17 protein-coding genes are annotated in these 26585 nt (G+C 74.1%); 13 read left to right on the top strand and 4 right to left on the bottom strand.

Annotated features, from left to right (window positions below; translation table 11 throughout):
- Positions 1 to 236: 236 nt before the first annotated feature.
- The 3 genes from prfB to ACIGO6_RS00205 all read right to left on the bottom strand — a co-directional run bounded on the left by prfB (position 237) and on the right by ACIGO6_RS00205 (position 4544).
- Complete coding sequence (prfB, locus tag ACIGO6_RS00215) at positions 237 to 1343, bottom strand: peptide chain release factor 2 (protein ID WP_399869455.1); 1107 nt, start codon at positions 1341 to 1343, stop codon at positions 237 to 239.
- Positions 1344 to 1431: 88 nt separating this feature from the next.
- Positions 1432 to 2685, bottom strand: a complete 1254-nt coding sequence (locus ACIGO6_RS00210) for a serine/threonine-protein kinase (protein ID WP_399869453.1) — start codon at positions 2683 to 2685, stop codon at positions 1432 to 1434.
- 143 nt (positions 2686 to 2828) lie between these two features.
- The gene (locus ACIGO6_RS00205; protein WP_399869451.1) at positions 2829 to 4544 is read right to left on the bottom strand and encodes a protein kinase; all 1716 of its coding nucleotides are present in this window, start codon (positions 4542 to 4544) and stop codon (positions 2829 to 2831) included.
- 418 nt (positions 4545 to 4962) lie between these two features.
- Here ACIGO6_RS00205 and ACIGO6_RS00200 point away from each other — a divergent pair, with 418 nt between their 5' ends.
- The 9 genes from ACIGO6_RS00200 (at position 4963) to ACIGO6_RS00160 (ending at position 22760) form a co-directional block, all read left to right on the top strand.
- Positions 4963 to 8775: an FHA domain-containing protein gene (locus tag ACIGO6_RS00200; protein WP_399869450.1), complete on the top strand. Its 3813-nt coding sequence runs from the start codon at positions 4963 to 4965 to the stop codon at positions 8773 to 8775.
- A 256-nt stretch (positions 8776 to 9031) separates the two neighbouring features.
- The gene (locus ACIGO6_RS00195) at positions 9032 to 10453 is read left to right on the top strand and encodes an ABC transporter substrate-binding protein (RefSeq protein ID WP_399869449.1); all 1422 of its coding nucleotides are present in this window, start codon (positions 9032 to 9034) and stop codon (positions 10451 to 10453) included.
- A 67-nt stretch (positions 10454 to 10520) separates the two neighbouring features.
- A complete protein-coding gene (locus tag ACIGO6_RS00190) occupies positions 10521 to 11804 on the top strand; it encodes a carbohydrate ABC transporter permease (RefSeq protein WP_399871534.1) in 1284 nt (427 codons plus the stop codon).
- Positions 11805 to 11895: 91 nt separating this feature from the next.
- Positions 11896 to 12777 (top strand): carbohydrate ABC transporter permease, encoded by an 882-nt coding sequence (locus tag ACIGO6_RS00185; RefSeq protein WP_399869447.1) that lies wholly within the window; start codon positions 11896 to 11898, stop codon positions 12775 to 12777.
- A 164-nt stretch (positions 12778 to 12941) separates the two neighbouring features.
- Positions 12942 to 15215: a CDP-glycerol glycerophosphotransferase family protein gene (locus ACIGO6_RS00180; RefSeq protein WP_399869445.1), complete on the top strand. Its 2274-nt coding sequence runs from the start codon at positions 12942 to 12944 to the stop codon at positions 15213 to 15215.
- Between the two features lie 157 nt (positions 15216 to 15372).
- Positions 15373 to 17598: a CDP-glycerol glycerophosphotransferase family protein gene (locus ACIGO6_RS00175; RefSeq protein ID WP_399869443.1), complete on the top strand. Its 2226-nt coding sequence runs from the start codon at positions 15373 to 15375 to the stop codon at positions 17596 to 17598.
- Between the two features lie 7 nt (positions 17599 to 17605).
- A complete protein-coding gene (locus tag ACIGO6_RS00170; protein ID WP_399869441.1) occupies positions 17606 to 19840 on the top strand; it encodes a CDP-glycerol glycerophosphotransferase family protein in 2235 nt (744 codons plus the stop codon).
- A complete protein-coding gene (locus ACIGO6_RS00165; protein ID WP_399869440.1) occupies positions 19837 to 21114 on the top strand; it encodes a hypothetical protein in 1278 nt (425 codons plus the stop codon). The genes ACIGO6_RS00170 and ACIGO6_RS00165 overlap by 4 nt, the downstream gene beginning before the upstream one ends.
- 92 nt (positions 21115 to 21206) lie before the next feature.
- Complete coding sequence (locus ACIGO6_RS00160; RefSeq protein WP_399869438.1) at positions 21207 to 22760, top strand: hypothetical protein; 1554 nt, start codon at positions 21207 to 21209, stop codon at positions 22758 to 22760.
- Positions 22761 to 22784: 24 nt separating this feature from the next.
- On the opposite strand, the gene ACIGO6_RS00155 is transcribed toward ACIGO6_RS00160, so the two are convergent.
- Complete coding sequence (locus ACIGO6_RS00155) at positions 22785 to 23198, bottom strand: organic hydroperoxide resistance protein (RefSeq protein WP_399869436.1); 414 nt, start codon at positions 23196 to 23198, stop codon at positions 22785 to 22787.
- A 130-nt stretch (positions 23199 to 23328) separates the two neighbouring features.
- Here ACIGO6_RS00155 and ACIGO6_RS00150 point away from each other — a divergent pair, with 130 nt between their 5' ends.
- From ACIGO6_RS00150 to ACIGO6_RS00135, 4 genes are all read left to right on the top strand, one after another.
- On the top strand, positions 23329 to 23799 hold the full coding sequence (locus ACIGO6_RS00150) for a MarR family winged helix-turn-helix transcriptional regulator (RefSeq protein WP_399869435.1): 471 nt from the start codon (positions 23329 to 23331) through the stop codon (positions 23797 to 23799).
- Positions 23800 to 23915: 116 nt separating this feature from the next.
- A complete protein-coding gene (galE, locus tag ACIGO6_RS00145) occupies positions 23916 to 24896 on the top strand; it encodes a UDP-glucose 4-epimerase GalE (RefSeq protein ID WP_399869433.1) in 981 nt (326 codons plus the stop codon).
- Positions 24897 to 24962: 66 nt separating this feature from the next.
- Complete coding sequence (locus ACIGO6_RS00140; RefSeq protein ID WP_399869432.1) at positions 24963 to 25619, top strand: 1,4-alpha-glucan branching protein; 657 nt, start codon at positions 24963 to 24965, stop codon at positions 25617 to 25619.
- Positions 25616 to 26554 carry an ADP-ribosylglycohydrolase family protein gene (locus ACIGO6_RS00135; RefSeq protein WP_399869431.1) on the top strand — a complete coding sequence of 313 codons (939 nt, stop codon included), beginning with the start codon at positions 25616 to 25618 and terminating at the stop codon, positions 26552 to 26554. The genes ACIGO6_RS00140 and ACIGO6_RS00135 overlap by 4 nt, the downstream gene beginning before the upstream one ends.
- Positions 26555 to 26585 lie beyond the last annotated feature (31 nt).

The following is a 26585-nucleotide window of genomic DNA, read 5'->3' as shown; positions in this document are numbered from 1 at the left end:
CCCGGTTCACATGCGCCCCAGAAATACGCATGCCGCGCCTCACCCTTACGAATGTTCAAAGCAACGTCAAGGTCATTGCGTACGCGATGTCCAGGTACGGGACGTATGCCGGACACAAAGGGTGTGAGTGTGATGTAAAACCCAGACATCACCGGCAGACACCGGCCAGAAGAAGGGCAACCGCCGCCTCGGGGGCGGCAGTTGCCTTGTCGACAAAGCGGCGTCACCGCTTCGTGTTACTTCTCCTGCTGCTTGCGCCAGCGAATGCCGGCCTCCAGGAACCCGTCGATCTCGCCGTTGAACACAGCCTCGGGGTTGCCCACTTCGTGCTCGGTGCGCAGGTCCTTGACCATCTGGTAGGGGTGCAGCACGTACGAACGCATCTGGTTGCCCCAGGAGTTGCCCCCGTCGCCCTTGAGGGCGTCCATCTTGGCCTGCTCCTCCTGGCGGCGCCGCTCCAGGAGCTTGGCCTGGAGGACGTTCATCGCGGTGGCCTTGTTCTGGATCTGGGAGCGCTCGTTCTGGCAGGAGACCACGATGCCGGTGGGCAGGTGGGTGAGCCGCACCGCGGAGTCGGTGGTGTTCACGCCCTGGCCGCCGGGGCCGGACGAGCGGTACACGTCCACCCGCAGTTCGGACTCGTCGATCTCGATGTGGTCGGTCTGCTCGACCACGGGGAGGATCTCGACGCCCGCGAAGGAGGTCTGGCGGCGCCCCTGGTTGTCGAAGGGCGAGATGCGCACCAAGCGGTGCGTGCCCTGCTCGACGGAGAGGGTGCCGTACGCGTACGGCGACTGCACGGCGAAGGTGGTCGACTTGATGCCGGCCTCCTCCGCGTACGACGTCTCGTAGACCTCGGTCTTGTAGCCGTGCTGCTCGGCCCAGCGCAGGTACATGCGCTGGAGCTTCTCGGCGAAGTCGGCGGCGTCCACGCCACCCGCCTCGGCGCGGATGTTGACCAGCGCCTCACGGGAGTCGTACTCGCCCGAGAGGAGGGTGCGGACCTCCATCTCGTCCAACGCCTTCCGCACGGCCGTGAGCTCGGACTCGGCCTCGGCGCGGGTGTCCGGGTCGTCCTCCTCCTCGGCCATCTCGAAGAGCACGCCGAGATCGTCGATCCGGCCGCGCAGGGCCTCGGCCTTCCGCACCTCGGCCTGGAGGTGGGAGAGCTTGCTGGTGATTTTCTGCGCCGCCTCCGGGTCGTCCCACAGGGAGGGCGCTGCCGCCTGCTCCTCGAGCACGGCGATGTCTGCCCTCAGCCTGTCGAGGTCCAGGACGGCCTCGATCGACTCCATGGTCGAGGAGAGGGACTTCAGCTCTTCGGATACATCGACGACTGCCACGCATCCAGCGTAACGGCTCCGTCCACCGGTCTTCGCCGGGTCGTCACCGGCGGCGACGGCCGAGGCGGCGGCTGCGGCGCACCCGACCTCATGGAGAGGCCGGTGCCGAGTTCCGCGTGTCCTGGGGTCCGGCGTCGCCCTCGTCACCGCCCGTGGCGAGCCAGGTACCGACGCCGATCGCCGCCACCAGGGCGACCGCGCCCGCGCCCAGGGCGAGCCGGCGGCGCCGCGCGGTGGCACGGTTGCGGGCCGAGCCGGGGCGCGGGGCACCGGACGCGCGAGGCGCACGGGCGGTGCCGCGGGCGCCGCCGGCCAGCTCGTCGGGGGCGGGTACGCGCATGGAGGTGTGCGTGTCGCGGTTGGAGTCGGCCGGTTTCGCCCCCGGCACCAGCGGCACCGCTCCCCGGCGCCGTACGGGCTCCCCGGTGGACTCGGCGGACCCCGGGAGCGTCGCGGGCTCCTCGGGCGCGTCGTCGTCCTCCTCGGCGTCGGGCTCGTCGACGTCCAGCGGGCCCATCCCGGCCAGCAGCGGCAGCAGCTCGCGGAGCCGGGCACCCAGCTCGGAGGCGCGCAGCCGGGAGGCCGGTGCCTTGGCCAGGCACTGCACGAGCAGCTGCCACAGCTCGTCCGGGATGCCGGGGAGGGGGACGACCGTCTCGGTCACATGGCGGCGCAGCACGGCTCCGGGGTGGCCGCCGCCGAACGGCGTGAAGCCCGCGAGCAGCTCGTACAGGACCGTGGCCAGGGCGTAGATGTCCACCGACGCGCGCGGGGGCAGGCCCTCGACGATCTCCGGGGCCAGGTAGTCCGGCGTGCCGATGATCTTCGTGGCGCGGGTGCGCCGGGGGGTGTCGATGAGCTTGGCCACCCCGAAGTCCGTCAGCAGGGCCGGGTGCGAGCCGCCGGGTCCGAGCGGGCCCTGCATGTCCAGCAGCACGTTCTCGGGCTTGACGTCGCGGTGCACGACCCCGGCGGCATGCGCGGCGGCCAGGCCGTCGGCGACGTCGGCGACGATCGCCACCGCGGCCTCGGGCGCCAGACGTCGCTCCCGGTCGAGGCGGGTGCGCAGGTCCGTGCCGCGGACCAGGTCCATGACCAGCGCGAGGTCGTTGCCGTCGACGACGAGGTCGCGCACGGAGACGACGTGTGGGTGCTCCAGGCCGAGCAGGGCGGTGCGCTCCTGCACGAAGCGTGAGACGAGCTCCTGGTCGGACGCCAGGTCCTCGCGCAGCAGCTTGATCGCGACGGGTCCCTCGGGCCCCTCGCCCAGCCACACCGTGCCGGCGCTGCCCCGCCCGAGGATCTGGTGGGCGGTGTACCGGCTGCCGATCTTCCGTGCCAAGACTGCTCCTACCGACGCGTGTTGCGCCTAAAAGTACGCGTTGGAGGAGCCGACCTTCACCGGGGAGGCGGAAATCACCCGCCGGTTGTCGACAAATCCCCAGAGTCGGGGTCTCGGGGCGGGACGGGCGGCGGGCGCGCGGCTCAGTTGCCGCTCGAGCTCCCGCCGCCGGAACCGCCGTCGCCGCCGCCCAGGTCCCCGATCCATCCGGTCACGGTGCCGAACCAGTCGCTGAGCTGGTCCCAGTAGCCCTTGCCGGTGCCGATCCACTCCTGCAGCGGGCTCAGCTCCCAGATCAGCCAGCCGGCCACGAACAGGATGACGAGCGTGAACAGGCAGCCCTTGAGGCAGCCGAGCCCGGGGATCCTCATCGGGTTGGCGCTGCGCTGCCGCGGCGGACGGGGCTCGCGCCGGGGCGGCTGGGGCTCGGGCGCCGGCGGCGGGGCGTACCGCTGCGGCTGGGGCCGGGGCGGCTGCTGGGGCTGCGGAGTGGCGTAGCGCTGCGGCTGGGGCTGCTGCGGGTAGCCGTAGCCGGGCTGCTGGGGCGGCGGCCCCTGCGGGGCCTGTCGGGGCTGCTGCTGCTGTGGGCGGGCGACCTGCCGCTGGGGGCGGCGGCGCAGCGGGTCCTGGTTCGGGTCGAGGTACTGGACCTGCGTCTGCTCGTTGCGGTCGCGGGCCGCGCGCAGCTGGTTCTGCCAGGGGTGCGGGTCCTCGGGTCCGCCCTGTCCCGGTCCGCCCGGCTGCCCCGGCGGGACCGGCGGCATGACGGCGGTCGGGTCGGCCGCGCCGCGGTTCGGGAGGACGGCGGTGGGGTCGGCGGCGCCGGAGGGGTTGCCGGTGTGCGGCAGGACGCTGGTCGCGCCGTTCGGGTCGTAGGCGCCATTCGGGTTCTGCGGCAGGACCTGCGTCGGGTCGGCGGCGCCGGGGGTGCCCGGTACCTGGGCGGGCGCCGGGTCGGGGGCGAGGAGTGCGCCCACGTTCTCGGCGGCGCCGATCTGCGCGCTGTTGGCGTGCACACCGATGCCATCGGCGACGACGCGCAGGCCGCGGGCGAGGTTCTCGGCGCTGGGACGGTCGTCGGGGTTCTTGCGCAGGCAGCGTTCTATGACCGTCCACAGGGGGTCGGGGACGGTGGAGGGGCGGCGCGGCTCGGCGCTCAGGTGCTGGTGCAGCACCTCCAGGGCGGAGCCCCCGCCGAACGGCGGCCTGCCGGTGACCAGCTCGTACAGCAGGATGCCGGCGCCGTAGACGTCGACGGCGGAGGTCTGCGGGCGGCCCTCGGCGGACTCCGGCGCGACGTACGCGGGCGTGCCGACGAATTCGTGGGTGCGGGTGAGGCCGGGTGAGTCGGCGAGGCGGGCGATGCCGAAGTCGGTGAGCATCGGGTGCATCTCGCCGCCGTCCTGCTTCAGCAGGACGTTGGCCGGCTTGAGGTCGCGGTGGACGACGCCGTCGGCGTGGCTGGCGGCGAGCGCGTCGGCGATCTGGGCGGTGAGCAGGGCGGCGGCGACGGGGGTGAAGGGCCCGTTCTCCCGCAGGTAGCGGTGCAGGTCGGGGCCGTCGACGAGGTCCATGACCAGGGCCAGCAGCTCGCCCTCGACGACCAGGTCGCGGACCCGGACGATGTTGGGGTGGGTGAGCCGCAGCAGGACGGAGCGCTCCCGCAGGAAGCGCATCACGATGTCGGGGTCGCTCGCGAGCTCCTCCTTGAGGACCTTGATCGCGACGGTCTCGCCGGGCTGTCCCGCCACGGCCGCCTCGGCGCCCGCGGTCTCGCGCTGGCGGGCCCGCCAGACGGTGCCCGTGGCGCCGCGACCGAGGGGCTCCTCGAGGAGGTACTTGCTGCCTACCGGCCGCACGTCATGCGCTCCCTGTTGCTTGCTGGCTGTTCCGACCCACTGTAGTGCCGCAGTATGCGGCACCGGGCTGTCGTCGTTCTGTGGGTTCCGATTGGACGCGTTCTGGTTTCCGGGCCGGCTTCGAAAGAAAGACGCTCGACCCGGTCCCTTGGTTGCCGGGGCCGGACGTGACCGATCTCAAGCGGACGTCATTCGATCATCGGGACGGCACGTGTCAGGCACTTTTGCGGGCAGAGCCGACCATTCAAGATCATTTGGCGGTGGGGGGCGGGCGCGTTGTCAGTGGCAGGTGCGAGGATGCGTGCAGTACTGGCCGACGTGCTCGTGTGGCGGTGGGGGAAGTCCGCGGTGGGGGGACCGTGGTGAACGGCTTCTGTCCCGGCGCGCGGGCGCCCGCGCGAAGGGACCGCTGACGGCGATGCAGATCCGGCTGACCGTCGTAGACCCGCTGGGCCCGCATGCTCCGGTGGGCGGCCGAGACGCGTCGGTGGGGGGCCGCGCCGCGAGCTGCGACGTCCTGGTCACCGCTCCGGCCGGCACGGCCCTGGCCGCGGTCGCCTCCGCGCTGGCCGCGGCGCTCCCCGGCGGCGAGGGCCCGGGCTCCGGCCAGGTGGTGCTCTACGCCGGTGCGCAGCGGCTCGACACCCAGCGCAGCACCCTGGGCGAGCCGCCGCTGATCGACGGTGCCGTGCTCTGCCTGGGCGCCCCGGGCGAGCCCGACCCGCACACCGAGCCGGCCGAGGCCCCCGCCCAGCTCCACGTCGTCGCCGGTCCCGACGCGGGCGGCGTCCACCTGCTGCACGGCGGGCAGATCCGGCTCGGCCGCTCCGCCGACGCCGACGTCGCGCTCGACGACCCGGACGTCTCCCGGATGCACTGCGCCGTGACCGTCGCCGCCGACGGCCGCGTCTCCGTCGCCGACCTCGGCTCCACCAACGGCACCGTCCTGGACGGCACCCGGGTCGGCGACCGCCCGGTCCGCTTCGCGCCGGGCGCGCTGCTGAGGATCGGCGAGTCGGCCCTGCGGCTCCTGCCGGTGCCTCCCGCGGCGGAGGCGCGGGTGGCGACGACGCCGGACGGGGAGGGGTTCGTGCGGCTGTCCGCCGCGCAGACGCCCCCGCCGGGCGGCGGGCCCGAGGTGACTCACGCGCGCGTGGCGGACGGCGCGGCCGGCGGGGCGACGACGGTGTACGGCACGGGTACGACGCACGGCCCGGCACGGGCGGTAGCAGCCGCGCGTGAGTCCGGAACCGGGAGAGGGCCCGGCCCCGCCGGGGGGACGCACCACGCCTACGGCACGGGGGAGTACGACACCGGCGCAGCCCGCGCCGTACCGCTCCAGGTGCCCGACCAGGGCGGCGCACCCCACGTGGAGAGCCACGGCACCGCCCCCACGGCGGGCCTGCCCCGCCGGGCCCCTGCCGGGGGCGAGACGCATGGGGGCGCGCACGGGGTCGACGGGGCGGGCGCGCGCGGGTACGGCGCCGGTGGCTCGGACGCCTACGACACCGGCGGGCCGGGCGCAGGCGCGCCCGGAGCCGACGGACACCGGGCGTACCCCGCGGGCGCACACGGGGCCGACGGGGCGAACACGGACGGGTACGGCACCGGGGGGCCCGGGGCCTACGACACCGGCGGGCCGGGTACAGACGCGTCCGGAGGGGACCGGCGCGGCGCGTACCCCGCGGGCGCGTATGAGACCGGTGCCCGCGGTGCGGGCAGGTCCGGCGGCGGCGTGGGGGGCTCTTCCGGGGGCGGTCTCCTGGGCGGGGCGGGTGGTTCCGGGCAAGGGGCCGAGCGTTCCGACCGTGGTACCGGGCGCAAAGGGACACCGCTGCGCGGGACCGACGTGCCGCAGGGTGTGCGCCGGCGTGGTGGGCTCGGTGCTTGGGCGCGGCGGCTGGCCGGGGGGCGCGGGGGCGCGCAGGAGGCCGCCGGGGCCGGCACGTACGCGTACGACGAGGAAAACGCGGGACCGGCACCCACGGCCGCCCCGGGCGGCACCTCAGGCACCCCGGAGACCTGGCCGGACCCCGCCTCGCTGCTGCTGGCCGCGCTCGGCCCGGGGCCCCGGCTGTGGGAGCGCGGACCGGGCCACCCGGAGGCGCTCACCGTGCGGCTCGGTACGGCCGACCGGGTGGCGCCCGGCGGCGACGCGCCGTTGCCCGCGGTCCCGGTGACCGCCGGGCTGCGCGAGGTCGGGGCGCTCGGCCTGGCGGGCCCGCGCGCGCGGCTCGCCGGGCTGGCCCGCGCGGTGCTGGCCCAGCTCGCCGCGCTGCACTCCGCCGACGTCCTGGAGATGGTCCTGATCAGCGCGGACCGTTCCCGTCCACTGGCGGAGCGGACCGCCGAGTGGTCCTGGCTGGGCTGGCTGCCACAGCTGCGCCCGGGACACGGCCAGGACTGCCGTCTGCTGCTCGCCTACGACCGCGAGCAGGCCACGGCCCGCGCCCAGGAGCTCCTCCGCCGCCTGGAGGACCACCTGGCGGACACCCGGACGGGAGCACGCCCGCCGGCTCCCGTCGGCACGATCCCGGCCCAGCCGACGACCCCCGCACAGGACGCAGCGCAGGCCACCGCCCGGCAACAGCCCTCCTGGGCGCAGCCCGACGACGGGACCGCCCCGGTCGGCGGCTTCGCGGGGCCGTACACCGTGGTCGTCGTGGACGGCGACCCCGGGGGCGCCGACGTGCGCGAGACGGTGGCGCGGCTGGCCCAGGAGGGACCGCGGGCCGGCATCCACATCGTGTGCCTCGCCGAGACGGCCGCCGCCTCCCCCACGTCCCCGGTGACGGAGACGTACGAGGCGGCCTGCGCCGTGTCGCCGGTGTTCCGGGAGTGCGGTGCCGTGGCCCTGCTCAGCGGCGACGTGGCGACGGCGCTGCGGCTGCTGCGCATCGCCCGCGCGGGCGCCGTCCCGGGCGCCGCGGCCGCCCCCGCCGGCCCGGTCGGGCACGGCACCCTCGGCACGGCCGACGCCGTCTCCCTCGCCTGGGCCGAGCGGTTCGCGCGCGCCCTGGCGCCGCTGCGCACCGACGCTCCCGTCGGCGGCGAACGGCACGCGCGCGTGTCCGCGCCGCTGCCCCAAGCGGCCCGGCTCCTCGACGAGCTGGGCCTCGCCCGGGCGACCCCGGCCTCCCTGATGGCCCGGTGGGCGGACGCGGCCGACGACACGGACGCCCTCGGCGGACGCGCACACGCCGTGCTGGGCGCCGGACCGCGCGGCCCGGTCACGGCCGACCTCACGGCCGAGGGACCCCACCTGCTGATCGAGGGCCCGCCCGGCAGCGGCCGTACGGAACTGCTGCGGGCGCTCGTCGCCTCGCTCGCCTCCGCCGAGCGCCCCGACCGCCTCTGCATCGTCCTGATGGACGGCCGCGACAGCGTGGGCGCGGGCGGCGGGCACGGCGAGGGACTGCGCGTCTGTACGGACGTACCGCACGTCACGACCCACCTCACCGCCAACGACCCGGTCCGGATGCGGGAGTTCGCCCAGTCCCTGGGCGCCGAGCTGAAGCGGCGCGCCGAGCTGCTCGGCCGGTCGGACTTCGCCGAGTGGCACACCGGGCGCGAGGTGTCCGGCCGGCTGGTCGCCCAGCGCACGCCGGCGGGCGGCGGGCCCGGTGCGATACCGGACGCCGGGGACGTCGAGTCCCCGCCCAGCTCCACGCTGCGGCTGCGTCCGGGCGCCGCCCGACGCAGAGCGGCGGCCGTGCCGCCCCTGCCCCGCCTCGTCGTCGTCGTGGACGACCTCGACGCGCTCGTCACTCCTCCGCTGGGCTCGCCCGGGCGGCCCGCGGCGGGGTCGGTGATGCGGGCGCTGGAGGCGGTCGCGCGGGACGGCGAGCGGCTCGGCGTGCACCTGGTGGCCGCCACCGCGCCCGGGGGGCGTACGGCGCAGACGGAGCCGGCCCTCCGCGCCACCCTGCGGGTCACCCTGGACGCGCCCGCGCCGGGGCCGGACGAACCGATGCCGGGGCGCGGGCGGTTGGCGTACGCGGACGGGCGGGCCGTGGTGTTCCAGGGCGGCCGGGTCACGGGACGCATCCCGCGGACGGCGACCCTGCGGCCCACGGTGGTGCCGCTGGAGTGGCACCGCATGGGCGACCCGCCCACCCGGCGTCCCGTGCGGGAGTTGGGCAACGGTCCGACGGATCTGGCGTTGCTGGCCAGCGCGTTGGAGCGGGCGGCGCGGGAGGTGGCGGCGGCGGAGGTGCCGTCGCTGCTGTGACGCCGGGGAAATTCAGCCCGTCCTGGGGGTCCCCCCTCTGGGGGAGTTTGAGGACAAGGCCGTTCAGGCCGAAGCGGGGGTCCGGGGGCGGCGGTCCCCGACCGCGCCCGCACCAGCGCCGGGTGCCTGGTCACGACGCGGTCACGATCCCCCCGTTGACAGCGGAGGCGCTCTTGCCGCCCTCACCCCCCTGGCGTACACCAGAGCGCACGGGACAGCGCCGGACGTTCGACGAGGAACGAAGAACGGGGCAGTGATGCGCACGAGCAGCACCATGCGGATTCGCAGAACTCGCAAAAGCGGTACTCGCAGGACCCTCAAGACGACCACCCGGGCCGCCGCCGCCCTCGCCGCGGGAGCGCTCGCCCTCTCGCTCACCGCGTGCGGCGGTGACGACGACAACGGCAGCGGCGACAACGGCGGCAGGACGGGCGGGAACGAGGAGCCGGCCTCCACCGTCACCCTGCCGAAGCTGGACGGCGAGAGCCTGGAGGTCGCCGCCGTCTGGACCGGTACCGAGCAGAAGAATTTCAAGAAGGTCCTCGCCGAGTTCGAGAAGCTCACCGGCGCGAAGGTGACCTTCGTGCCCGCCCAGGACCCGATCATCAACTTCCTCGGTTCGAAGATCGCGGGCGGCGCCCCGCCGGACGTGGCCCTGCTCCCGCAGCCCGGCGCCATCAAGCAGGCCGTCGACAAGGGCTGGGCCAAGCCGCTGGGCGCCGAGGCCACCAAGGAGCTCGGCGAGAACTACTCGCAGGGCTGGCAGGACATCGGCAAGGTCGACGGCAAGCAGTACGGCGTCTACTACAAGGCCGCCAACAAGTCCCTGATCTGGTACAACACGCAGGTCTTCGAGAACGCGGGCGCGACCGAGCCCAAGACCTGGGACGAGCTCCTCACCACCGCCCAGACGGTCTACGACTCCGGCGTCACGCCGTTCTCCGTCGGCGGCGCGGAAGGCTGGACCCTCACCGACTGGTTCGAGAACGTCTACCTCTCCCAGGCCGGCCCGGAGAAGTACGACCAGCTCGCCCAGCACGAGATCAAGTGGACGGACCCGTCCGTGAAGGAGGCCCTGACCACCCTCGCCGAGATCTGGGGCAAGAAGGACTACCTGGCGGGTGGCCCGACCGGCGCGCTGCAGACCGAGTTCCCGGCCTCGGTGACGCAGACCTTCACCGGCGGCGACCAGCCGAAGGCCGGCATGGTCTACGAGGGCGACTTCGTGCAGGTCAACATCGGTGAGACGGAGGCGAAGGTCGGCACGGACGCGAAGGTGTTCCCGTTCCCGGCCGTCGGCGACACCGCGCCGGTGGTCTCCGGCGGCGACGCGGCCGTGATCCTCGAGGACTCGAAGGCGGCGCAGGCGCTGGCCACCTTCCTGGCCTCCCCGGACGCGGCGGCGATCCACGCGAAGCTGGGCGGTTTCCTCTCACCGAACAAGAGCATCGACACGTCGGTCTACCCGAACGAGGTGCAGAAGAAGATCGCCGAGGCCCTGGTCGCGGCCGGCGACGACTTCCGCTTCGACATGTCGGACCAGGCCCCGCAGGCCTTCGGCGGCACGCCCGGCAAGGGCGAGTGGAAGATACTGCAGGACTTCCTGAAGAACCCGAAGGACGTCGCCGGCGCCCAGGCGAAGCTGGAGGCGGCCGCGGCCGCCGCCTACGGAGGCTGACGCGATGGCGTCGGCCACGGCGGCGGGGGCCTCACCGGGCCCCGCCGCCCCCAAGTCGCGCAAGAGCGTGACCGGCACCCGCAGGACTGTGGCGGCGCTGTTCCTGCTGCCCGCCCTGGTGCTGCTCGGCGCGCTCGTGGTCTACCCGATCGGGTACTCGCTGATCCGCAGCTTCTACGACCAGTCCGGCGGCTCCTTCGCCGGATTCGACAACTACCAGGCGCTGTTCACCGACGACGGCATCCGCACCGCGCTGAAGAACAACGTCATCTGGGTGGTGTTCGCGCCGACGGTCGCCACCGCACTCGGCCTGATCTTCGCGGTGCTGACCGAACGGGTGCGCTGGGGCACGGCGTTCAAGCTGGTCGTCTTCATGCCGATGGCGATCTCGATGCTCGCGGCGGGCATCATCTTCCGCCTGGTGTACGACCAGGACCCGGAGAAGGGCGTCGCGAACGCGGTGTGGGTCGGGGTGCACGACACGTTCGCCGAGTCGTCGGCGTTCCCGAAGGCGCACCCGGGCCGCGAGTCGCCGCTGGAGCCGGCCGGCGGGGGTGCGTTCATCACCAAGCAGCCGGTGAGCGCGGGCGAGATCGTCGTCCTCCCCCTCGTCGGTGTCGCCCCCGACCTGATGCCGGACGACGCGAAGAAGGCCGTGCCCGCCGAGCCCGAGGACGGGAAGGTCACCGGCACCACCTGGCAGGACTTCACCCGCGGCAAGGGCGTCGGGAAGCTGGGCGGCGTCGACGCGGCCGAACTGGGCTACGCCGGCATGAAGATCGAGGCCGTCAAGGACGGCAAGGTCGTCGCGTCGACGAAGGCCGCCGGCGACGGCACCTTCACGCTGCCCGCCGCCGCCGACGGGGCGCAGCTCAGACTGCCCGCCGACAACTTCAAGGAGCCCTACAACGGCCTGAACTGGCTCGGCCCCTCGCTCGTCACCCCGGCCATCATCGGGTCGTACGTGTGGATGTGGGCGGGCTTCGCGATGGTGCTGATCGCGGCGGGACTGGCCGGGGTCCCCCGGGAGCTGCTCGAAGCGGCCCGGGTGGACGGCGCCAACGAGTGGCAGGTCTTCAGGCGGGTCACCGTGCCGCTCCTGGCTCCGGTTCTCGCTGTCGTGGTCGTCACCCTGATGATCAACGTGCTGAAGGTCTTCGACCTGGTGTTCATCATCGCGCCCGGCTCCTCCCAGGACGACGCGAACGTGCTCGCCCTGGAGCTGTACCGCAAGGGCTTCGCCTCCGACCAGCCGGGCATCGCCAGCGCCATCGCGGTGTTCCTGCTGCTCCTGGTCATCCCGGTGATGTGGTTCAACGTACGGCGACTGCGGCGGGAGGTGCGGCGATGAGGCGGCGTCCGCTGCGGGATGGCTGGGGGTCCGGGGGTTACCCCCCGGAAAGGCGCAGTAACGTACGGCGACTGCGGCGGGAGGTGCGGCGATGACGGCGAAGCGGTCGCTGGGGACGGCGAAGCGGTCGCTGGGGGCACGGCTGGCCGAGGGCGTCAGCGGCGGGCTGGTCCAGGTGTTCCTGATCGTCGTCGGCCTGTTCTGGCTGGTGCCCACGATCGGCCTGCTGCTGTCCTCGCTGCGCACCCCGCGGGACATGGCGGCGAGCGGCTGGTGGGAGGTCTTCACCGAGCCGTCCCAGCTGACCTTCCAGAGCTACGAGGAGCTGCTGAAGAACGGCGACATCACCTCGTCCCTCCTCAACACCGCACTGATCACGGTCCCGGCGACGGTGCTGGTCGTGGTCATCGGGGCCCTGGCCGGATACGCGTTCGCGTGGATGGAGTTCCCGGGCCGGGACTGGTGGTTCCTGGCCGTGGTCGGGCTGCTGGTCGTGCCCGTCCAGGTGGCGCTGATCCCGATCGCCGAACTCTTCGGCAAGATCGGTATCTTCGGCTCGATCGTCGGCGTGATCCTCTTCCACGTCGCCTTCGGCCTGCCCTTCGCGGTGTTCCTGCTGCGGAACTTCTTCGCGGAGATCCCGAGGGAGCTCCTGGAGGCGGCCCGGCTCGACGGCGCCGGCGAACTCCGGCTGTTCGCACGGGTCGTGATGCCGCTCGGCGGGCCCGCGATCGCGAGCCTCGGCATCTTCCAGTTCCTGTGGGTGTGGAACGACATGCTGGTCGCGCTGATCTTCTCGGACTCCGGGAGCCAGCCGATCACGGTCGCCCTGCAGACGCAGGTGCGGCAGTTCGGCAACAACATCGACGTACTGGCGCCGGGCGCCTTCATCTCGATGGTGATCCCGCTGGCCGTGTTCTTCGCGTTCCAGCGGCAGTTCGTCTCCGGCGTGATGGCGGGCGCCGTCAAGTAGCCGTCAGCGACACCACCCTTGGGGGGCGGGCCGGTCACCGGCCCGCCCCTCGTCCGTGTGTGCGCCGGTTCCCCCGAATGCCGCAGGGACCGTAACCAAGTCACTCCATTGGCCGTTCCCGGGCCGAACGCCCGCGCCGACCCCGCCGACCCATGGATGTCCCCGTGCCCAGGTTCAGTGTCATCGTCCCCGCGTACCAGGTGCAGGCGTATCTGCACGCGTGCCTGGAATCGGTGCTGTCCCAGTCGTATCCGGACCTCGAACTGATCGTGGTCGACGACTGCTCGCCGGACGCCTGCGGCGCGATCGCCGACGAGTTCGCGGCCCGCGATCCGCGCGTACGTCCCGTGCACCTGCCCCGGAACGAGGGCCTGGGCCCCGCCCGCAACGCGGGGATGGAGCGGGCGGGCGGCGACTACCTGGTCTTCCTGGACGGCGACGACACCCTCGCCCCGCACGCGCTGCGGGCCGTCGCCGACCGGATCAAGGAGACCGGGGAGCCGGACGTCCTGGTCTACGACTACGCGCGCACGTACGGGACCGGCGAGGCGGTCCGCAACCGGGCCGCCGCCCACCTGACCGAGCACGGCCCGGCGCCGTTCCGGCTGGCAGACCGGCCGGGGCTGCTGAAGCTGCTGATGGTGGCCTGGAACAAGACGGTCCGGCGGGAGTTCGCCGAACGCGAGGGCTTCGCGTTCCCGACCGGCTACTACGAGGACACGCCGTGGACCTACCCGGTCCTGATGGCGGCGGAGTCCATCGCCACCCTGGACCGGGTCTGCGTCCACTACCGGCAGGGCAGGCGGGGCAGCATCCTGGGCACGCCGAGCGAGCGGCACCTGGACGTCTTCACGCAGTACGACCGGGTCTTCGCGCATCTCGAGTCGCACCCGGAGCAGGCCCGCTGGCGGCCGGTGCTGTACCGCCGCATGGCCGACCACCTGACGACGGTGTTCACCCGCCCCGACCGCCTCCCGCGCTCCCTTCGCGCCGAGTTCCTGCGCCGGGCCCGCGTCCACTGCCGCCGCTACCGGGTCCCCGGCGCCCCCGCCCCGCTGCCCGTGCGGCTGCGCCACGGCCTGCTCCGGCTGGGCCTGCGCCGCACCTACGAGGCGCTGCGGCTGGCGTCGGCCGTGCGCCGCCGGACGCTGAAGGGCGCCGCCAAGCTGCTGCGCACCGCCCGGACCGTCGCTCTCCGCCTGCACTACCGCGTCCAGCGCCGCCTCCCCCTGCGCGCCGACCGGGCCGTCTTCGCCGCCGACGGGGACCGGGGCCACGGCTGCAACCCGGGCGCGCTGGAGGAGGCGTTCCGTACCTTCGCCCCGCATGTACGCACGGCGTGGGCCGCCGCCCCCGCGCACCAGCACACGGTGCCGCCCGGTACGCGCCGCCTGACGCCCGGCACGGCCGCGTACTGGACGGCGCTGGCCCGCTCCCGGTACCTGGTGCACAACGCCGCCTTCGACACCGGCCTGGTCAGGCGGCGGGGGCAGATCCTGGTCCAGACGCAGGCCGGAACCCCGCTGGCGCACACGGGCCTGGACCTGCAGGAGCGCCCGGCCGCCGCCCGCGGCACGGACTTCGCCCGGCTGCTGCGCGACGCCGGCACCTGGGACTACGTGGTCTCCGCCAACCGCCACTCCACCCTGGTCTGCGAACGCGTCCACCCCGGCGGCTACACCACCCTGGAGTACGGCCGGCCCCGCACCGACGTCTTCCAGCGGGCGACGGCCGCGGACGTGGCCCGGCTGCGCGAGAGCCTCGGCATCCCCGAGGGCACGGTCGCGCTTCTGTACGCGCCCGCGCACCGCGCCTACCGCCGTACCCAGCGGGTCGCGCTGGACCTGGAGCGCGTCGTCACCCGCCTCGGCCCGCGGTTCATGGTGCTGTTCCGCCCCGACCACCGGCACGACCACCGGCACGACGACCCGCTCCCCGCGTCCGGGGGCCGGATCGTCGACGTCCGCGACCACCCGAGCGTGCCGTCGCTGTGCCTGGCCTCGGACGCCCTTGTCACCGACTACTCGGAACTGATGTTCGACTACGCGGGCCTGGACCGCCCGATCGTGCTCCACGCGGACGAGCCGGAGGCGTACGAGGCGGTCCACGGCACCTACGTCGACCTGCGCGCCTTCCCGCCGGGCGCCGTCGCGCGGGACGAGGACGAGCTGATCGACATCTTCGCCGGGGGCCACTGGCGCGGCTCGCGGTCCACCCAGCTCAGGGCGGCTTTCCGGGAGCGGTTCTGCCCGTACGACGACGGTCGCGCCGCCGAGCGCGTCGTACGCCGGGTGGTGCTGGGCGAGACGGACCTGCCGCCCGTCGTGCCGCTCGCCGGGCGCCGCCCCGCGCCCTCGGCCGCCGCGGCCCTCGCCCGCACCCCGCTGGCCACCGTGCCGCAACCCGCCGGGCCGCGCACCGTCACCGACAGCCTCTGACCGCCGTTTGCCCACTGGGAGTTCGCATGCCCCGCAGCTCGTCGCGGCCCACTCCGACCCGGCCGCCCACCTGGCGGCCGACGGGACGGCCGGGCCGCCGGACGGCCGGAGCGACGGAGGGCTCCCGTCGGACCAGGAGAACGAGAGAAAGAGCAGTATGCCCCGCTTCAGCATCATCGTCCCGTCCCATGGGGTCGCGGGGCGGCTGTCACAGGCGCTGGACTCGGTCCTCGCCCAGTCCTTCGGCGACTTCGAGCTGATCCCGGTCCGCGACGCCCCGGACCGCACCGCGGCGGAGGTCGTCGAGACCCGCGCCGAGCGGGACTCCCGGGTGGCGCCCGTCGACGCGCCGCCGTCGGCCGGGCTGGCCGGCGCGCGCAACGCGGGAATGCGGGCGGCGACCGGCGCGTACCTGCTCTTCCTCGACGGCGACGACGTCCTGGCCCCCGGCGCGCTGGCGGCGCTGGACGCGCGGCTGACGGACACCGGCGGCGGCCCCTGCGGCCCCTGCGTCGATGTCCTGTACTTCGAGCACGAGCGCGTCCCCTGGTGGGAGGGCGACCCGGCCAACCCGGCCGCCCCGCTGCTGGCGAAGGCCCCGGACGGCGCCTTCACCCCCGACCGGGCCCCGCACCTCACCGGCGTGACCCTGCCCGCGTGGAGCGCGGTCCACCGCCGTACGTTCCTCACCGAACGGAAACTGGCCTTCCCCGACGGGCACTTCACGGACGTCGGCTTCGGCGCGATGGTCGCGGCGCGCGCCGAGCGGGTGGCGGTACTGCGCTCCGTCGTCGTACGGCATCTGGTGCGGCGGCAGGGCAACCGGCTGAACCTGCCCGGCGAGCACCACGCGGACCTCCTCGACCAGGCCGAACTGGCGCTGGCGTACGCCGCCGAGCACGGATTGCCGGCCGAGCGGCTCGGGCCGCTGTTCGAGCAGCTCTTCGCCGCGATCCTGAAGACGGCCACCCACCCCCGGCGGCTGGCGCCCCGGGAGCGCCGCGCCTTCTTCCGCCGGGCGAGCCGCCTCTACCGGCGCCACCGCCCCGCGGGTTTCCGGCCCCCGGGCGGCCGGCTCGGCGTGCAGCACCGGATGCTGGCCTCCGGCTCGTACGCGGGCTTCCGTGCCCTGCGCGCCGCCAACCGCACCGCGACCGCGCTGCTGCGGCGCCTGCCGCGCCCGCACGGCCTGCGCACCCGCCTGCTGTACCGTCGCCACCTGCGCCGCCCGCTCGACCCCCACCTCGTCGTGTACTGCGCGTACTGGGGCCGCGGCTACGCCTGCAACCCGGCCGCGATCCACGCCAAGGCCCGGGAACTCGCCCCACACCTGCGGTCGGTGTTCCTGGTCGAGCCGGACCAGGCGCACACCGTGCCGGGGGACGTCGACCACGCCGTCATCGGCAGCCGGCGCTACTGGGAGGTGCTGGCCCGCGCCAAGTACCTGGTGAACAACGCCAACTTCGCCGAGGGCGTCGTCAAACGCCCCGGCAGCGTGCACCTCCAGACGCAGCACGGCACACCGCTGAAGACGATGGGCGTCGACCAGTCGACGTACCCGGTGGTGGCGGCGGTGAGCGGCAGCTTCACCAAGCTGCTGGGCCGCGTGGACCGCTGGGACTACAACCTCTCCGCCAACCGTCACTCCACCCAGATGTGGGAGCGCGCCTTCCCGGGCTCCTACGAGCACCTGGAGTACGGCTATCCGCGCAACGACGTCTACTGCACGGCGACCGCCGACGACGTCGCCCGCGTCCGGCGCGAACTCGGCGTCCCCGAAGGAAGGACGGCCGTACTGTACGCGCCCACGCACCGGGACTGGGCGACCGGTTTCGACGCGGGCGGCCTGGACCTGGAGGCGTTCTGCGAGGCGGCCGGCGAGGACGTGGTGGTGCTGCTGCGCGCCCACTACTTCTACGACCGGGGCGGCCGACGGGCGGGCAGCGGCCGGATCATCGACGTCACCGCGCACCGCTCCTCCGAGGACGTGTGCCTGGCGGCCGACGCGCTGGTCACCGACTACTCGTCGATCATGTTCGACTACGCCAACCTCGACCGGCCGATCGTCGTGTACGCCGACGACTGGGACGTCTACCGGGAGACCCGGGGCGTCTACTTCGACCTGATGGCGGCGCCGCCCGGCCCGGTGACGCGGACGCCTCAGGAGCTGGCCGGTGTCTTCCGCGACGGTTCGTGGGCGGGGGACGAGTCGGCGGCGCTGCGGGCCGTCTTCCGGAAGCGGTTCTGCACGTTCGACGACGGACGGGCCGCCGAGCGCGTGGTGCGCCGGGTGCTGCTCGGCGAGCCGCCCGAGTCCCTGCCGCCCGTGATCCCGCTCGCGGAGCGTGTCCCGGCCCCCGCCGCCCCCCTCGTAAGGAGCTGAACCCGCCGTGCCCCGCTTCAGCGTCATCGTCCCCTGCTTCAAGGTGCAGGGTTACCTGCGCGAGTGCCTCGACTCGGTGCTGGACCAGTCCTACCGGGACATCGAGGTCATCGCCGTCGACGACTGCTCCCCGGACGGCTGCGGCGCGATCCTCGACGAGTACGCCGCCCGCGACGAGCGGGTGCGGGTGCTGCACCTGGAGGAGAACGTCGGCCTCGGCCGGGCCCGCAACGCCGGACTGCCGCACGCCACCGGCGACTACCTCTTCTTCCTCGACAGCGACGACACCCTGACCCCGGGCGCGCTGCGCGCGACGGCCGACCGGCTCGCGGAGACGGACGACCCGGACGTCCTGGTGTTCGACTACGCGCGCACCTACTGGTGGGGCGGCACCCGCCGCAACGTCCTGGCCCACGTCCTCGCGGAGGCCGGCGACGGCACCTTCACGGCCGCCGAACGCCCCGAGATCCTCGACCTGCTGATGGTGGTGTGGAACAAGGTCTACCGGCGCGACTTCGTCGAGCGGGAGGGCTTCACCTTCCCGCCGGGCTACTACGAGGACACGCCCTGGACGTTCCCGGTCATGTTCAGTGCCGGGCGGATCGCCGCGCTGGACCGCATCTGCCTGAACTACCGGCAGCGCCGCCAGGGCAACATCCTGTCCACCACCAGCCGCAAGCACTTCGACGTCCACGCGCAGTACGAGCGGGTCTTCGCGTTCCTCGACGCGCGCCCGCAGCTCGCGCGGTGGCGTCCGTTCCTGCACGCCAAGATGGGCGAGCACTGTCTGGACATCCTGTCCAAGCCGGACCGGCTGCCGCCGTCCGACAGGGCCGAGTTCTTCCGCCGTACCGTCGAGATGTTCCGCGCGCACCGGCCCGCGGGCGCCGAGGTCCCGGCCGAGCTGCGGGTGCTGGAGGGCGGGGCGCTCGGCTATGCGGCCTACCGGCTGCGGCGGCAGTCCGGGCGGGCGGGCCGGGAGCTGGAACGGCGGGCGCGGCAGGCACGGGGGGCGGTCGGCGGGCGCCTGGGGCGGGTGCGGACCGCGGTGAACGCCCGGCGTCCGCTGGACCCCGGCCTGGTCGTGTACTCGGCGTTCTCCCACCGCGGTGTGCTCGGCGACCCGGCGGCGATCCATCGCAAGGCCCGTGAGATCGCCCCGCAGCTGCGGGGGGTGTGGGTGGTGCGCGACGAGGAGGGCGCCGCCGCGCTGCCGCCGGACACGGAGCACGTGGTCCTCGGCAGCGCGGCCTACCGCCGGGTGACCGAGCGGGCCGCGTTCCTCGTCAACAACGTCAACTGGCCCGGCGCCGTGGCCAAGCGTCCCGGCAGCGTCCACATCCACACCCATCAGGGCACCCCGCTGAAGTACATGGGCGTCGATCTGCTGGGCAAGCCCGGGGCCCGGCACGGTCTCGACGTACCGCAGATGCTGCGGCGGGCGGACCGCTGGGACTACAGCCTGGTCGCCAACCGGCACTCTGAGCGGGTGTGGGAGCGGGCGTACCCCTGCCACTTCACGTCCGTTCCCACCGGCAGCCCGCGCAACGACGTGCTGGTGGGCGCGGGTCCCGAGGACGGCCGCCGGGTCCGCGAGCGGCTCGGCGTCCCCGACGGCCACACCGTCGTGCTGTACGCGCCGACCCGCCGCGACTACCGGCGCGGCGGGCACGTCGACCGCATCGACCTGGCCCGGCTCGCCGCCGACCTCGGCGAGGACCGCACCCTGGTGGTCCGCCTGCACCCGTCGCTCGCCACCGGGCCGGCGCGCGGCATGGGTCTGTCGGAGCTGCACCGGCGGGGCGTGCTGATCGACGCGACGGACGAACCGCACGTCGAGGACGTGCTGCTCGCCTCCGACGTGCTGATCACCGACTACTCGGCCCTGATGTTCGACTACGCGCTCCTGGACCGGCCGATCCTGATCCACGCCGACGACTGGGGCGCCTTCGCGGCGAGCCGGGGCGCCTACTTCGACATCACCGCCGAGGCACCGGGCCACGTGTCGCGCTCCTACCGGGAACTGGCATGGCTGCTGGCCTCCGGGGCGTGGCGGGACGAGGAGGCGGCGCGGCTGCGCGCGGCGTTCCGGGCGCGGTTCTGCGAGTACGACGACGGGCGGGCCGCCGAGCGGGTGGTGCGGACGCTGATGCTGGGCGAGACGATGCCCGACCCGGAGCCCGTGGCCGTGCCCGGTGCCCGTCCCGTCCCGGCCGGCGACGACGTGCTGACCTCGTCGTGAGGCCGCGCTCCTGGGTGCTGGTCCTGGCCGTGGTGTTCGCGGCGCTCCAGCTCGCGAACATCACCGGCCGGGTCACTCCCGACACCAAGAACTACCTGTCGTACGCGCTGAGTCTCAGCGGCGGGAGCGAGCGCGAGGTGGCGGCCGCCACCATCGACCACGCGTGCGCCAGTGAGGCGGCGGTGGCCCGGCGCGAGCAGGGCGTGCACGTGGTCCGCTTCCACCGCGTCGACCCCACGGACCGGGTCATGGCCGAGTGCCGGGAGCGCGAGTGGCGAGCGGTGGAGCCGCGGCTGGCGGCCGGGCAGAGCGGCGGGCACACCACGCCGTTCATGCCGGAGCGCTTCATGCGGATCTTCGAGGCACGGCCCGGCTATCCGGTGTTCCTGGTGCCGTTCCTCCTGGCCTTCGGGGTGACGTGGGGGCTGTGGGCGGCGAGCGTCGTCATCGCCTGCGCGGGCGGCGTCCTCGCCTTCCTGATCCTGCGCACCCTGTCCCTGCCGGTGCCGCTCGCGCTGACCGGGCAGGCGCTGTACTACGTGCTGCCGTGCGGGGCGACCGCGATGCGCCCGATGACCGAGGGGCTGCTGATGGCGCTGACCCTGGCGGCGGTCTGGGGCTGTGCGCTGGTGCTGCGGGCGGGGCGGGAGCGGGCCGGGCTCGCCCTGGTCGCCGGGGCGCTGCTCGCGCTGTTCGCCGTCAAGCACTCCCAGGCGCTGTTCCTGGGGCTGTGCCTGGCGGCGGCGGGCGCGCTGATCGCCCTGCGGCGCCGGCGGCGGGGCCGGTCGCCGGGCCGGGGCGTGCTGTCGCTGGCGGCGGTGGGCCTGACCGGTGCCGTCGGCACGGTGGTCCTGGCGTGGCTGCTGGACCACCCGTCCATGACCGACAGCGCGCAGGACCTGCTCACCGACCACTTCGCCCGGCCCGACCGGGAGGATCCGTGGGGGGAGTTCTGGCAGTTGCAGGGCAACTTCTGGGTGGAGTGGCTGCGCCGGCAGGCGTGGGAGCCGCTGTTCGTCGCGGCCCTGGGCGCGGGGGCGTGGGGCGCGCTGCGGCGTGGGGGTGCGACCGGCGGCTTCCTGGTCGCGGCGGCGTTCACCGGGCTCCTCACCCAGGCCGGGCATCCGGACATCAACATCTGGGGCGAGCGGCTGATCGTGCTGGCGTGGCTGCTGCCGGTGGTGGGGGTGCCGCTGCTGCTGGAGCCGGTGCTGCGGGAGCAGGTGGCACTCCCGGCACAGGGGCAGGCGGACCGGGCCCGCGCGGCCAACTGACCGTCACCCGATGAGGTGACGTGAGGTCATGTCATCGACCTCGCCGGGAACATACGGCAAATGCCCAGAATGTCCCATCCATCGCCTCTTCCGTGAGCGCCGGCGCCGTCGTCCGGCGGACCGTGCGCGGTGCGACGGCGCTGCGCGGCGGCCGCACCTGGCGTCCCACTCCGTACCAGGCCGTCGGCTTCCTGTTCCTCCTGCTGGTGTCGCTGGCGTACTGGGCGGTGCCGCTGTGCTGTGACGCCGGCCAGCACGCGGCCGTCGTCGAGCGCCTGAAGACCGGCCTCCTCCGTCCCCGCCATCCGATGGCCGACCTGCCGGGCGCGGGCAGCGCCTACTACTCGCCGTACGCGGTGGCGCAGGGCCTGTTCGCCCGGCTGACGGGGCTGGGCGGCTGGGAGGTGGTGCGGCTCACCGGGCCGGTGAACCTGCTGGTGCTGCTGACGGGCCTGGGCCGTTTCGTGCGGGTGCTGACCCCGCGGCCGTGGGCGCCGGTGCTGGCACTGGGCGCGATGACGCTGCTGTGGGGGACCGAGCGGGCCTGGTGGAGCGGCTACCTCGGGCTGATGTCGATGACGGGCAACCTCGGCTACCCGTCGGCGTTCGCGGTCGGGCTCACCTTCTGGGCGTGGGCGCTGACCGGGGCGCGGGCGCGGGACGCGCGCCGGGTGCGGTACGTGGGGCCGGGCGGGCTGCGCGGCCTGCCCGGGTACGTGGTACTGGGCGCCCTGTACGGCCTGGTCCTGCTGGTCCACCCGATCACGTCGGTGGCGGCCGCGCTGGGCGCGGTGGCGCTGGTGGCCGGGTGGCAGCGCGGGTGGCGCGGGGCGGTCGTCGCGCGGTGGACGCTGACGGGTGCCGCGGCGGCGGGGTCGGCGGCGGTGTGGCCGTACTTCGACGTGTTCGCGCTGGCCGGGGACGACAGCGTGGACGGGATGCACCGCGTCCTGTACCTGAACCTGCCCGGGGAGTTCTGGCTGGCGCTGCTCGGACTGCCCGCGCTGTGGCTGCGCGGACGCCGCTCGGCGCGGGATCCGCTGGTGCTGATGTTCGCGCTGGACTGCTCGGTGGTGGCGTACGGCTGGTTCAGCGGCCACTACACCTACGGCCGCATCCTCGGGCTCACTCTGGTGCCGCTGCAGTTCGCCCTGGCGGTGGAGCTGGCGGCGCCCCGGCCGTGGGGCCGGTGGCGGCGGGCGCTGGGCCGGGTGACGGCCGCGGGTGCCCTGCTCGGCTTCCTCACGGTGCACGCCGGGGCGGTGGTGCCGCGCCCGCTGGACCCGGTCGGCTTCGAGCAGCCGCCCGACTGGCCCGCGTACGACTGGGCGGCCCGGCACATCGGCCCCGGCGAGGTCGTGATCACCGACGGCTACTACGCCGTGCACGCCATCGCCGGGTACGGGCCGAACCTCGCGGCGCCCGCCTGGCCGGACCCGTCGCTGGACGAGCGGGAGCGCAGGCGCCGGGTGGCCGACGTCGAGGCGTACCTCGCCCCCGGTTCGACGCGCGCGGAGCGCGCCACCGTCGTCCGCCGCTACCACGTCCGCTGGCTGCTGCTGACCCGCTGGCAGCCGGTGCCCGAGGAGGCGGTGGTGGTGACGTGGAGCGAACGGACGGGGGAGGTGCTGGCGCGGGTGGGGTGAGTATCCGCGGGGCCCCCGGGCCGCCTACTCGACGACGAGCTCGACCGGGATGTTGCCGCGGGTGGCGTTGGAGTACGGGCAGACCTGGTGGGCCTGCTCGACCAGCTTGCGGCCGGTCTCCTCGTCCACGCCCTCGGGCAGCTCGACCCGGAGGGTGACGGCGAGCCCGAAGCCCTCGCCCTGCTTGCCGATGCCGACCTCGGCGGTCACGGCGGCGTCGCTGACGTCGACCTTCGCCTGCCGGCCGACGAGACCGAGGGCGCTGCCGAAGCAGGCGGCGTACCCGGCGGCGAAGAGCTGCTCGGGGTTGGTGCCCTGCCCGTTGCCGCCCAGCTCGACGGGGGTGCCGAGCGCGAGGTCCAGCGTGCCGTCGGAGCTGACGGCACGGCCGTCGCGGCCGTGGGTGGCGGTGGCGGCGGCGGTGTAGAGCGCGTCCATGGGAACCGTCCTCTGGAGAGATCTGAAGGGGGCGTGCCGGCGTCTGCTGCACCGACCACTCAAGAAAAGCACACAACTGAGTTGTGCACAACTAAATGACGGGCAAGGGCTGCCCGGCTACCCTGAGGGCATGACCACGCCCGCAACGGACTGGCTCCGCCTCGACCAGCAGATCTGCTTCTCGCTCAACGCCGCCTCGCGCGCCTTCGGCGGTGTCTACCGCGTGATCCTCAAGGACCTCGGTCTCACCTACCCGCAGTACCTGGTGATGCTGGTGCTGTGGGAGCACGGCGCACTGCCGGTCAAGAAGCTCGGCGAGCACCTGCGCCTCGACTCCGGCACGCTGTCGCCCCTGCTCAAGCGGCTGGAGGCGGCCGGTCTGGTCCGGCGGGAGCGCAGCGCGCGCGACGAGCGGTCGGTGGAGGTGCGGCTGACCGAGCAGGGCGCGGCGCTGCGCGGGCGGGCCGTCGAGGTGCCGCGCCGGATCGCCGCGGCGACCGGCTTCGACCTCGCGGAGATCGAGGACCTGCGCACCCGCCTGGACCGGCTCACGTCCGCCCTGGACGCGTACGACCCGGAGGCCGCTTCCGCCCCCTCCTGAGGCCCCGCCGGCCGGGAGAAGTGGTCCCGGAGGAACCCAAGGGCGGATCATGACCGTTGAGTCCATCGAGGGACCGCAACGCATACCGAGGTCCACTGACAAGGGGACGACCGCACATGACCTGGCTGATCACCGGCGGCGCCGGATACATCGGGGCGCACGTCGTACGGGCGATGACCGAGGCGGGCGAGAAGGCGGTGGTCTACGACGACCTGTCCACCGGCATCGCCGACCGCGTGCCCGACGGCGTGCCCCTGGTGGTGGGCTCGGTCCTGGACGGCGAGCGGGTCGCGCGCGCCCTGGCCGACCACTCCGTCACCGGCGTCGTCCACCTGGCCGCCAAGAAGCAGGTCGGCGAGTCGGTGGACCTGCCGCTGCACTACTACCGGGAGAACGTCGAGGGACTGCGCGTCCTGCTGGAGGCGGTCACCGCCGCCGACGTCCCGTCCTTCGTCTTCTCCTCCTCCGCGGCCGTGTACGGCATGCCCGACGTCGAGCTGGTGACGGAGGAGACGCCGTGCCTGCCGATGTCGCCGTACGGCGAGACCAAGCTGGCCGGCGAGTGGCTGGTCCGGGCGACCGGCCGGGCCACGGGCCTGTCCACGGCCTCCCTGCGCTACTTCAACGTGGCGGGCGCGGCAAGCCCGGAGCTGGCCGACACCGGCGTCTACAACCTCGTCCCGATGGTCTTCGAGAAGCTCACGGAGGACGCCGCCCCGCGCGTCTTCGGCGACGACTACGCGACGCCGGACGGCACCTGCGTCCGGGACTACATCCACGTCGTCGACCTGGCCGAGGCCCACGTCGCCGCGGCCCGCGCCCTCCAGGCCTCCCCCGGCAGCGCCCTCACCCTCAACATCGGCCGGGGCGAGGGCGTCTCCGTCCGCGAGATGATCGACCACATCAACGCCCTCACCGGCTACGACCACCCCCCGACGGTCACTCCCCGCCGCCCCGGCGACCCGGCCCGCGTGGTCGCCTCGGCCGAACGCGCCGCGGTCGAACTGGGCTGGAGGGCCAAGTACGGCGTCGAGGACATGATCACGTCGGCATGGGCGGGCTGGGTACGCCTGCACCCGGGGGCGGCGCGGGACTAGACCCGCCTCGTCACCACCGCCCGCGACCGCTGCCCGCATTCCCTCAACGGAAGAGCCGCCTCAGACATGGCCGTCATTCACCACACCACGCTCAAGCCGACCAAGCTGGAACTGCTCACCTCCTGGCTCCCGACCCGCCCGTGGTACCGCGGCGGGGCGGGCGAGGTGGAGTTGGACAAGGCCGGTGGCTTCCGGCTGGACGACCCGGAAGGCGAGGTGGGCATCGAGTTCATCGTCGTCACCGACACGTCCGGCCCGCATCCGACCGCCTACCTGACGCCGCTCACCTATCGCGGTGCCCCGCTCGACGGGGCGGAGCACGCCCTGGTCGGCACCATGGAGCACGGGGTGCTGGGGCGCCGCTGGGTCTACGACGGCTGCCACGACCCGGTGCTGGCCGCCCAGCTGCTCGCCCTGGTCGAGGGACGGGTCCAGGCCCAGGACCAGAGCGTCAGCGACACCCCCGACCGGGACGTCACCCGCTCCTGCACGGGCGAAGACCCGACCTCCGCGGCGTTCACGCCCACGGCCACGGACGACCACGAGGGCACCGCACTGACCACCCCGCACGGCACGACCCTCCGCCTGCACCGGGCCCTGCGTCCCGCCCACGACGACGCCCCGCTCCTCCCGCAGGGAGCGACCGGCCACGTCGCCGGTTCCTGGCGCATGCCGGACGGCACCCGTGCCCGAGGACTGTTCGCCGTCCTGCACCGCGCATGAGCCACCCGTCCCGCACCGAACGCGCCCTGGGCGCCGTCGTCGGGTCGGCCGTCGGGGACGCCCTGGGGGCGCCGTTCGAGTTCGGCCCGGAGGGCGCCTTCTCCGACCGCTTCCCCGACCCCGGGAAGGGCGGCGAGATGTGCGGAGGCGGTGGCTGGGACCCGGGCGAGGCCACGGACGACACCCAGACGGCGGTGCTGGTCGCCGAGTCCCTGCTGGACCGCGGCGGGCTCGACCTGCCGGACGTCTTCCGGCGCTTCCAGCGCTGGGCCGCCGCCGACCCGAAGGACATCGGCCTCCAGACCGAGGCCGTACTGAGCTCCGGCGACCCCTGGGACACGGCCGCCGCCCTCCACTTCCGGGCCGGCGGGCGGGCCGCGGGCAACGGCGCGCTGATGCGGGCCACCCCGTCCGCCGTCCATTTCGCGCCCCGGGGCCGGGACGCCACCATGGACGCCGCCCGCCACCTCGCCGCGCTCACCCACGGTGACCGTGCGGCGTGGGAGGGCACGGCGGTCTTCCACGCGTTGATACGGGTCGCCCTGACCGGGGGCGACCCGCTCGCCGCCCTGCCGGCGACCCTGGACGCGGTCCACCCCGACCACCGCGCGCGCTACGCCACCGTCCTCGCCCCGGGCTGGCACCCCGACCTGGCGACCGAGTTCAACGGCGCCGTCTGGCCCTGCCTCGGCTCCGCGGTCTGGGCGCTGCGGACGACCTCGTCGTACGAGGACGCCGTGCGCGCCGCGATCGACCTCGGCGGCGACACCGACACCGTGGCCGCCGTCACCGGCGGGCTGGCCGGGGCGGTGTACGGCATCGCGGCCGTGCCGTCCCGCTGGACCGAGCCGCTGCACGTACCACTGCCGGGATTCGGCGGGCGGGTGCTGCGCACGGCGGAACTGGCCGACCTCACCCGGCGGTTGTGCGGCTGAGCGTCCGCAGCCGGGACCGGCACCGCCCCGG

It is taken from the genome of Streptomyces sp. NPDC053750, assembly GCF_044544295.1.
Classification (GTDB): Bacteria; Actinomycetota; Actinomycetes; order Streptomycetales; family Streptomycetaceae; genus Streptomyces.
This window is presented reverse-complemented; position numbering and strand designations above follow the sequence as displayed.

What these genes read in the sequence shown, in the direction of transcription:
- ACIGO6_RS00200 (WP_399869450.1), top strand. Translation starts at nt 4,963, where the DNA reads ATGCAGATCCGGCTGACCGTCGTAGACCCGCTGGGCCCGCATGCTCCG.
- ACIGO6_RS00195 (WP_399869449.1), top strand. Translation starts at nt 9,032, where the DNA reads ATGCGCACGAGCAGCACCATGCGGATTCGCAGAACTCGCAAAAGCGGT.
- ACIGO6_RS00185 (WP_399869447.1), top strand. Translation starts at nt 11,896, where the DNA reads ATGACGGCGAAGCGGTCGCTGGGGACGGCGAAGCGGTCGCTGGGGGCA.
- ACIGO6_RS00175 (WP_399869443.1), top strand. Translation starts at nt 15,373, where the DNA reads ATGCCCCGCTTCAGCATCATCGTCCCGTCCCATGGGGTCGCGGGGCGG.
- ACIGO6_RS00155 (WP_399869436.1), bottom strand. Translation starts at nt 23,198, where the DNA reads ATGGACGCGCTCTACACCGCCGCCGCCACCGCCACCCACGGCCGCGAC.
- ACIGO6_RS00150 (WP_399869435.1), top strand. Translation starts at nt 23,329, where the DNA reads ATGACCACGCCCGCAACGGACTGGCTCCGCCTCGACCAGCAGATCTGC.
- galE (WP_399869433.1), top strand. Translation starts at nt 23,916, where the DNA reads ATGACCTGGCTGATCACCGGCGGCGCCGGATACATCGGGGCGCACGTC.
- ACIGO6_RS00140 (WP_399869432.1), top strand. Translation starts at nt 24,963, where the DNA reads ATGGCCGTCATTCACCACACCACGCTCAAGCCGACCAAGCTGGAACTG.
- ACIGO6_RS00135 (WP_399869431.1), top strand. Translation starts at nt 25,616, where the DNA reads ATGAGCCACCCGTCCCGCACCGAACGCGCCCTGGGCGCCGTCGTCGGG.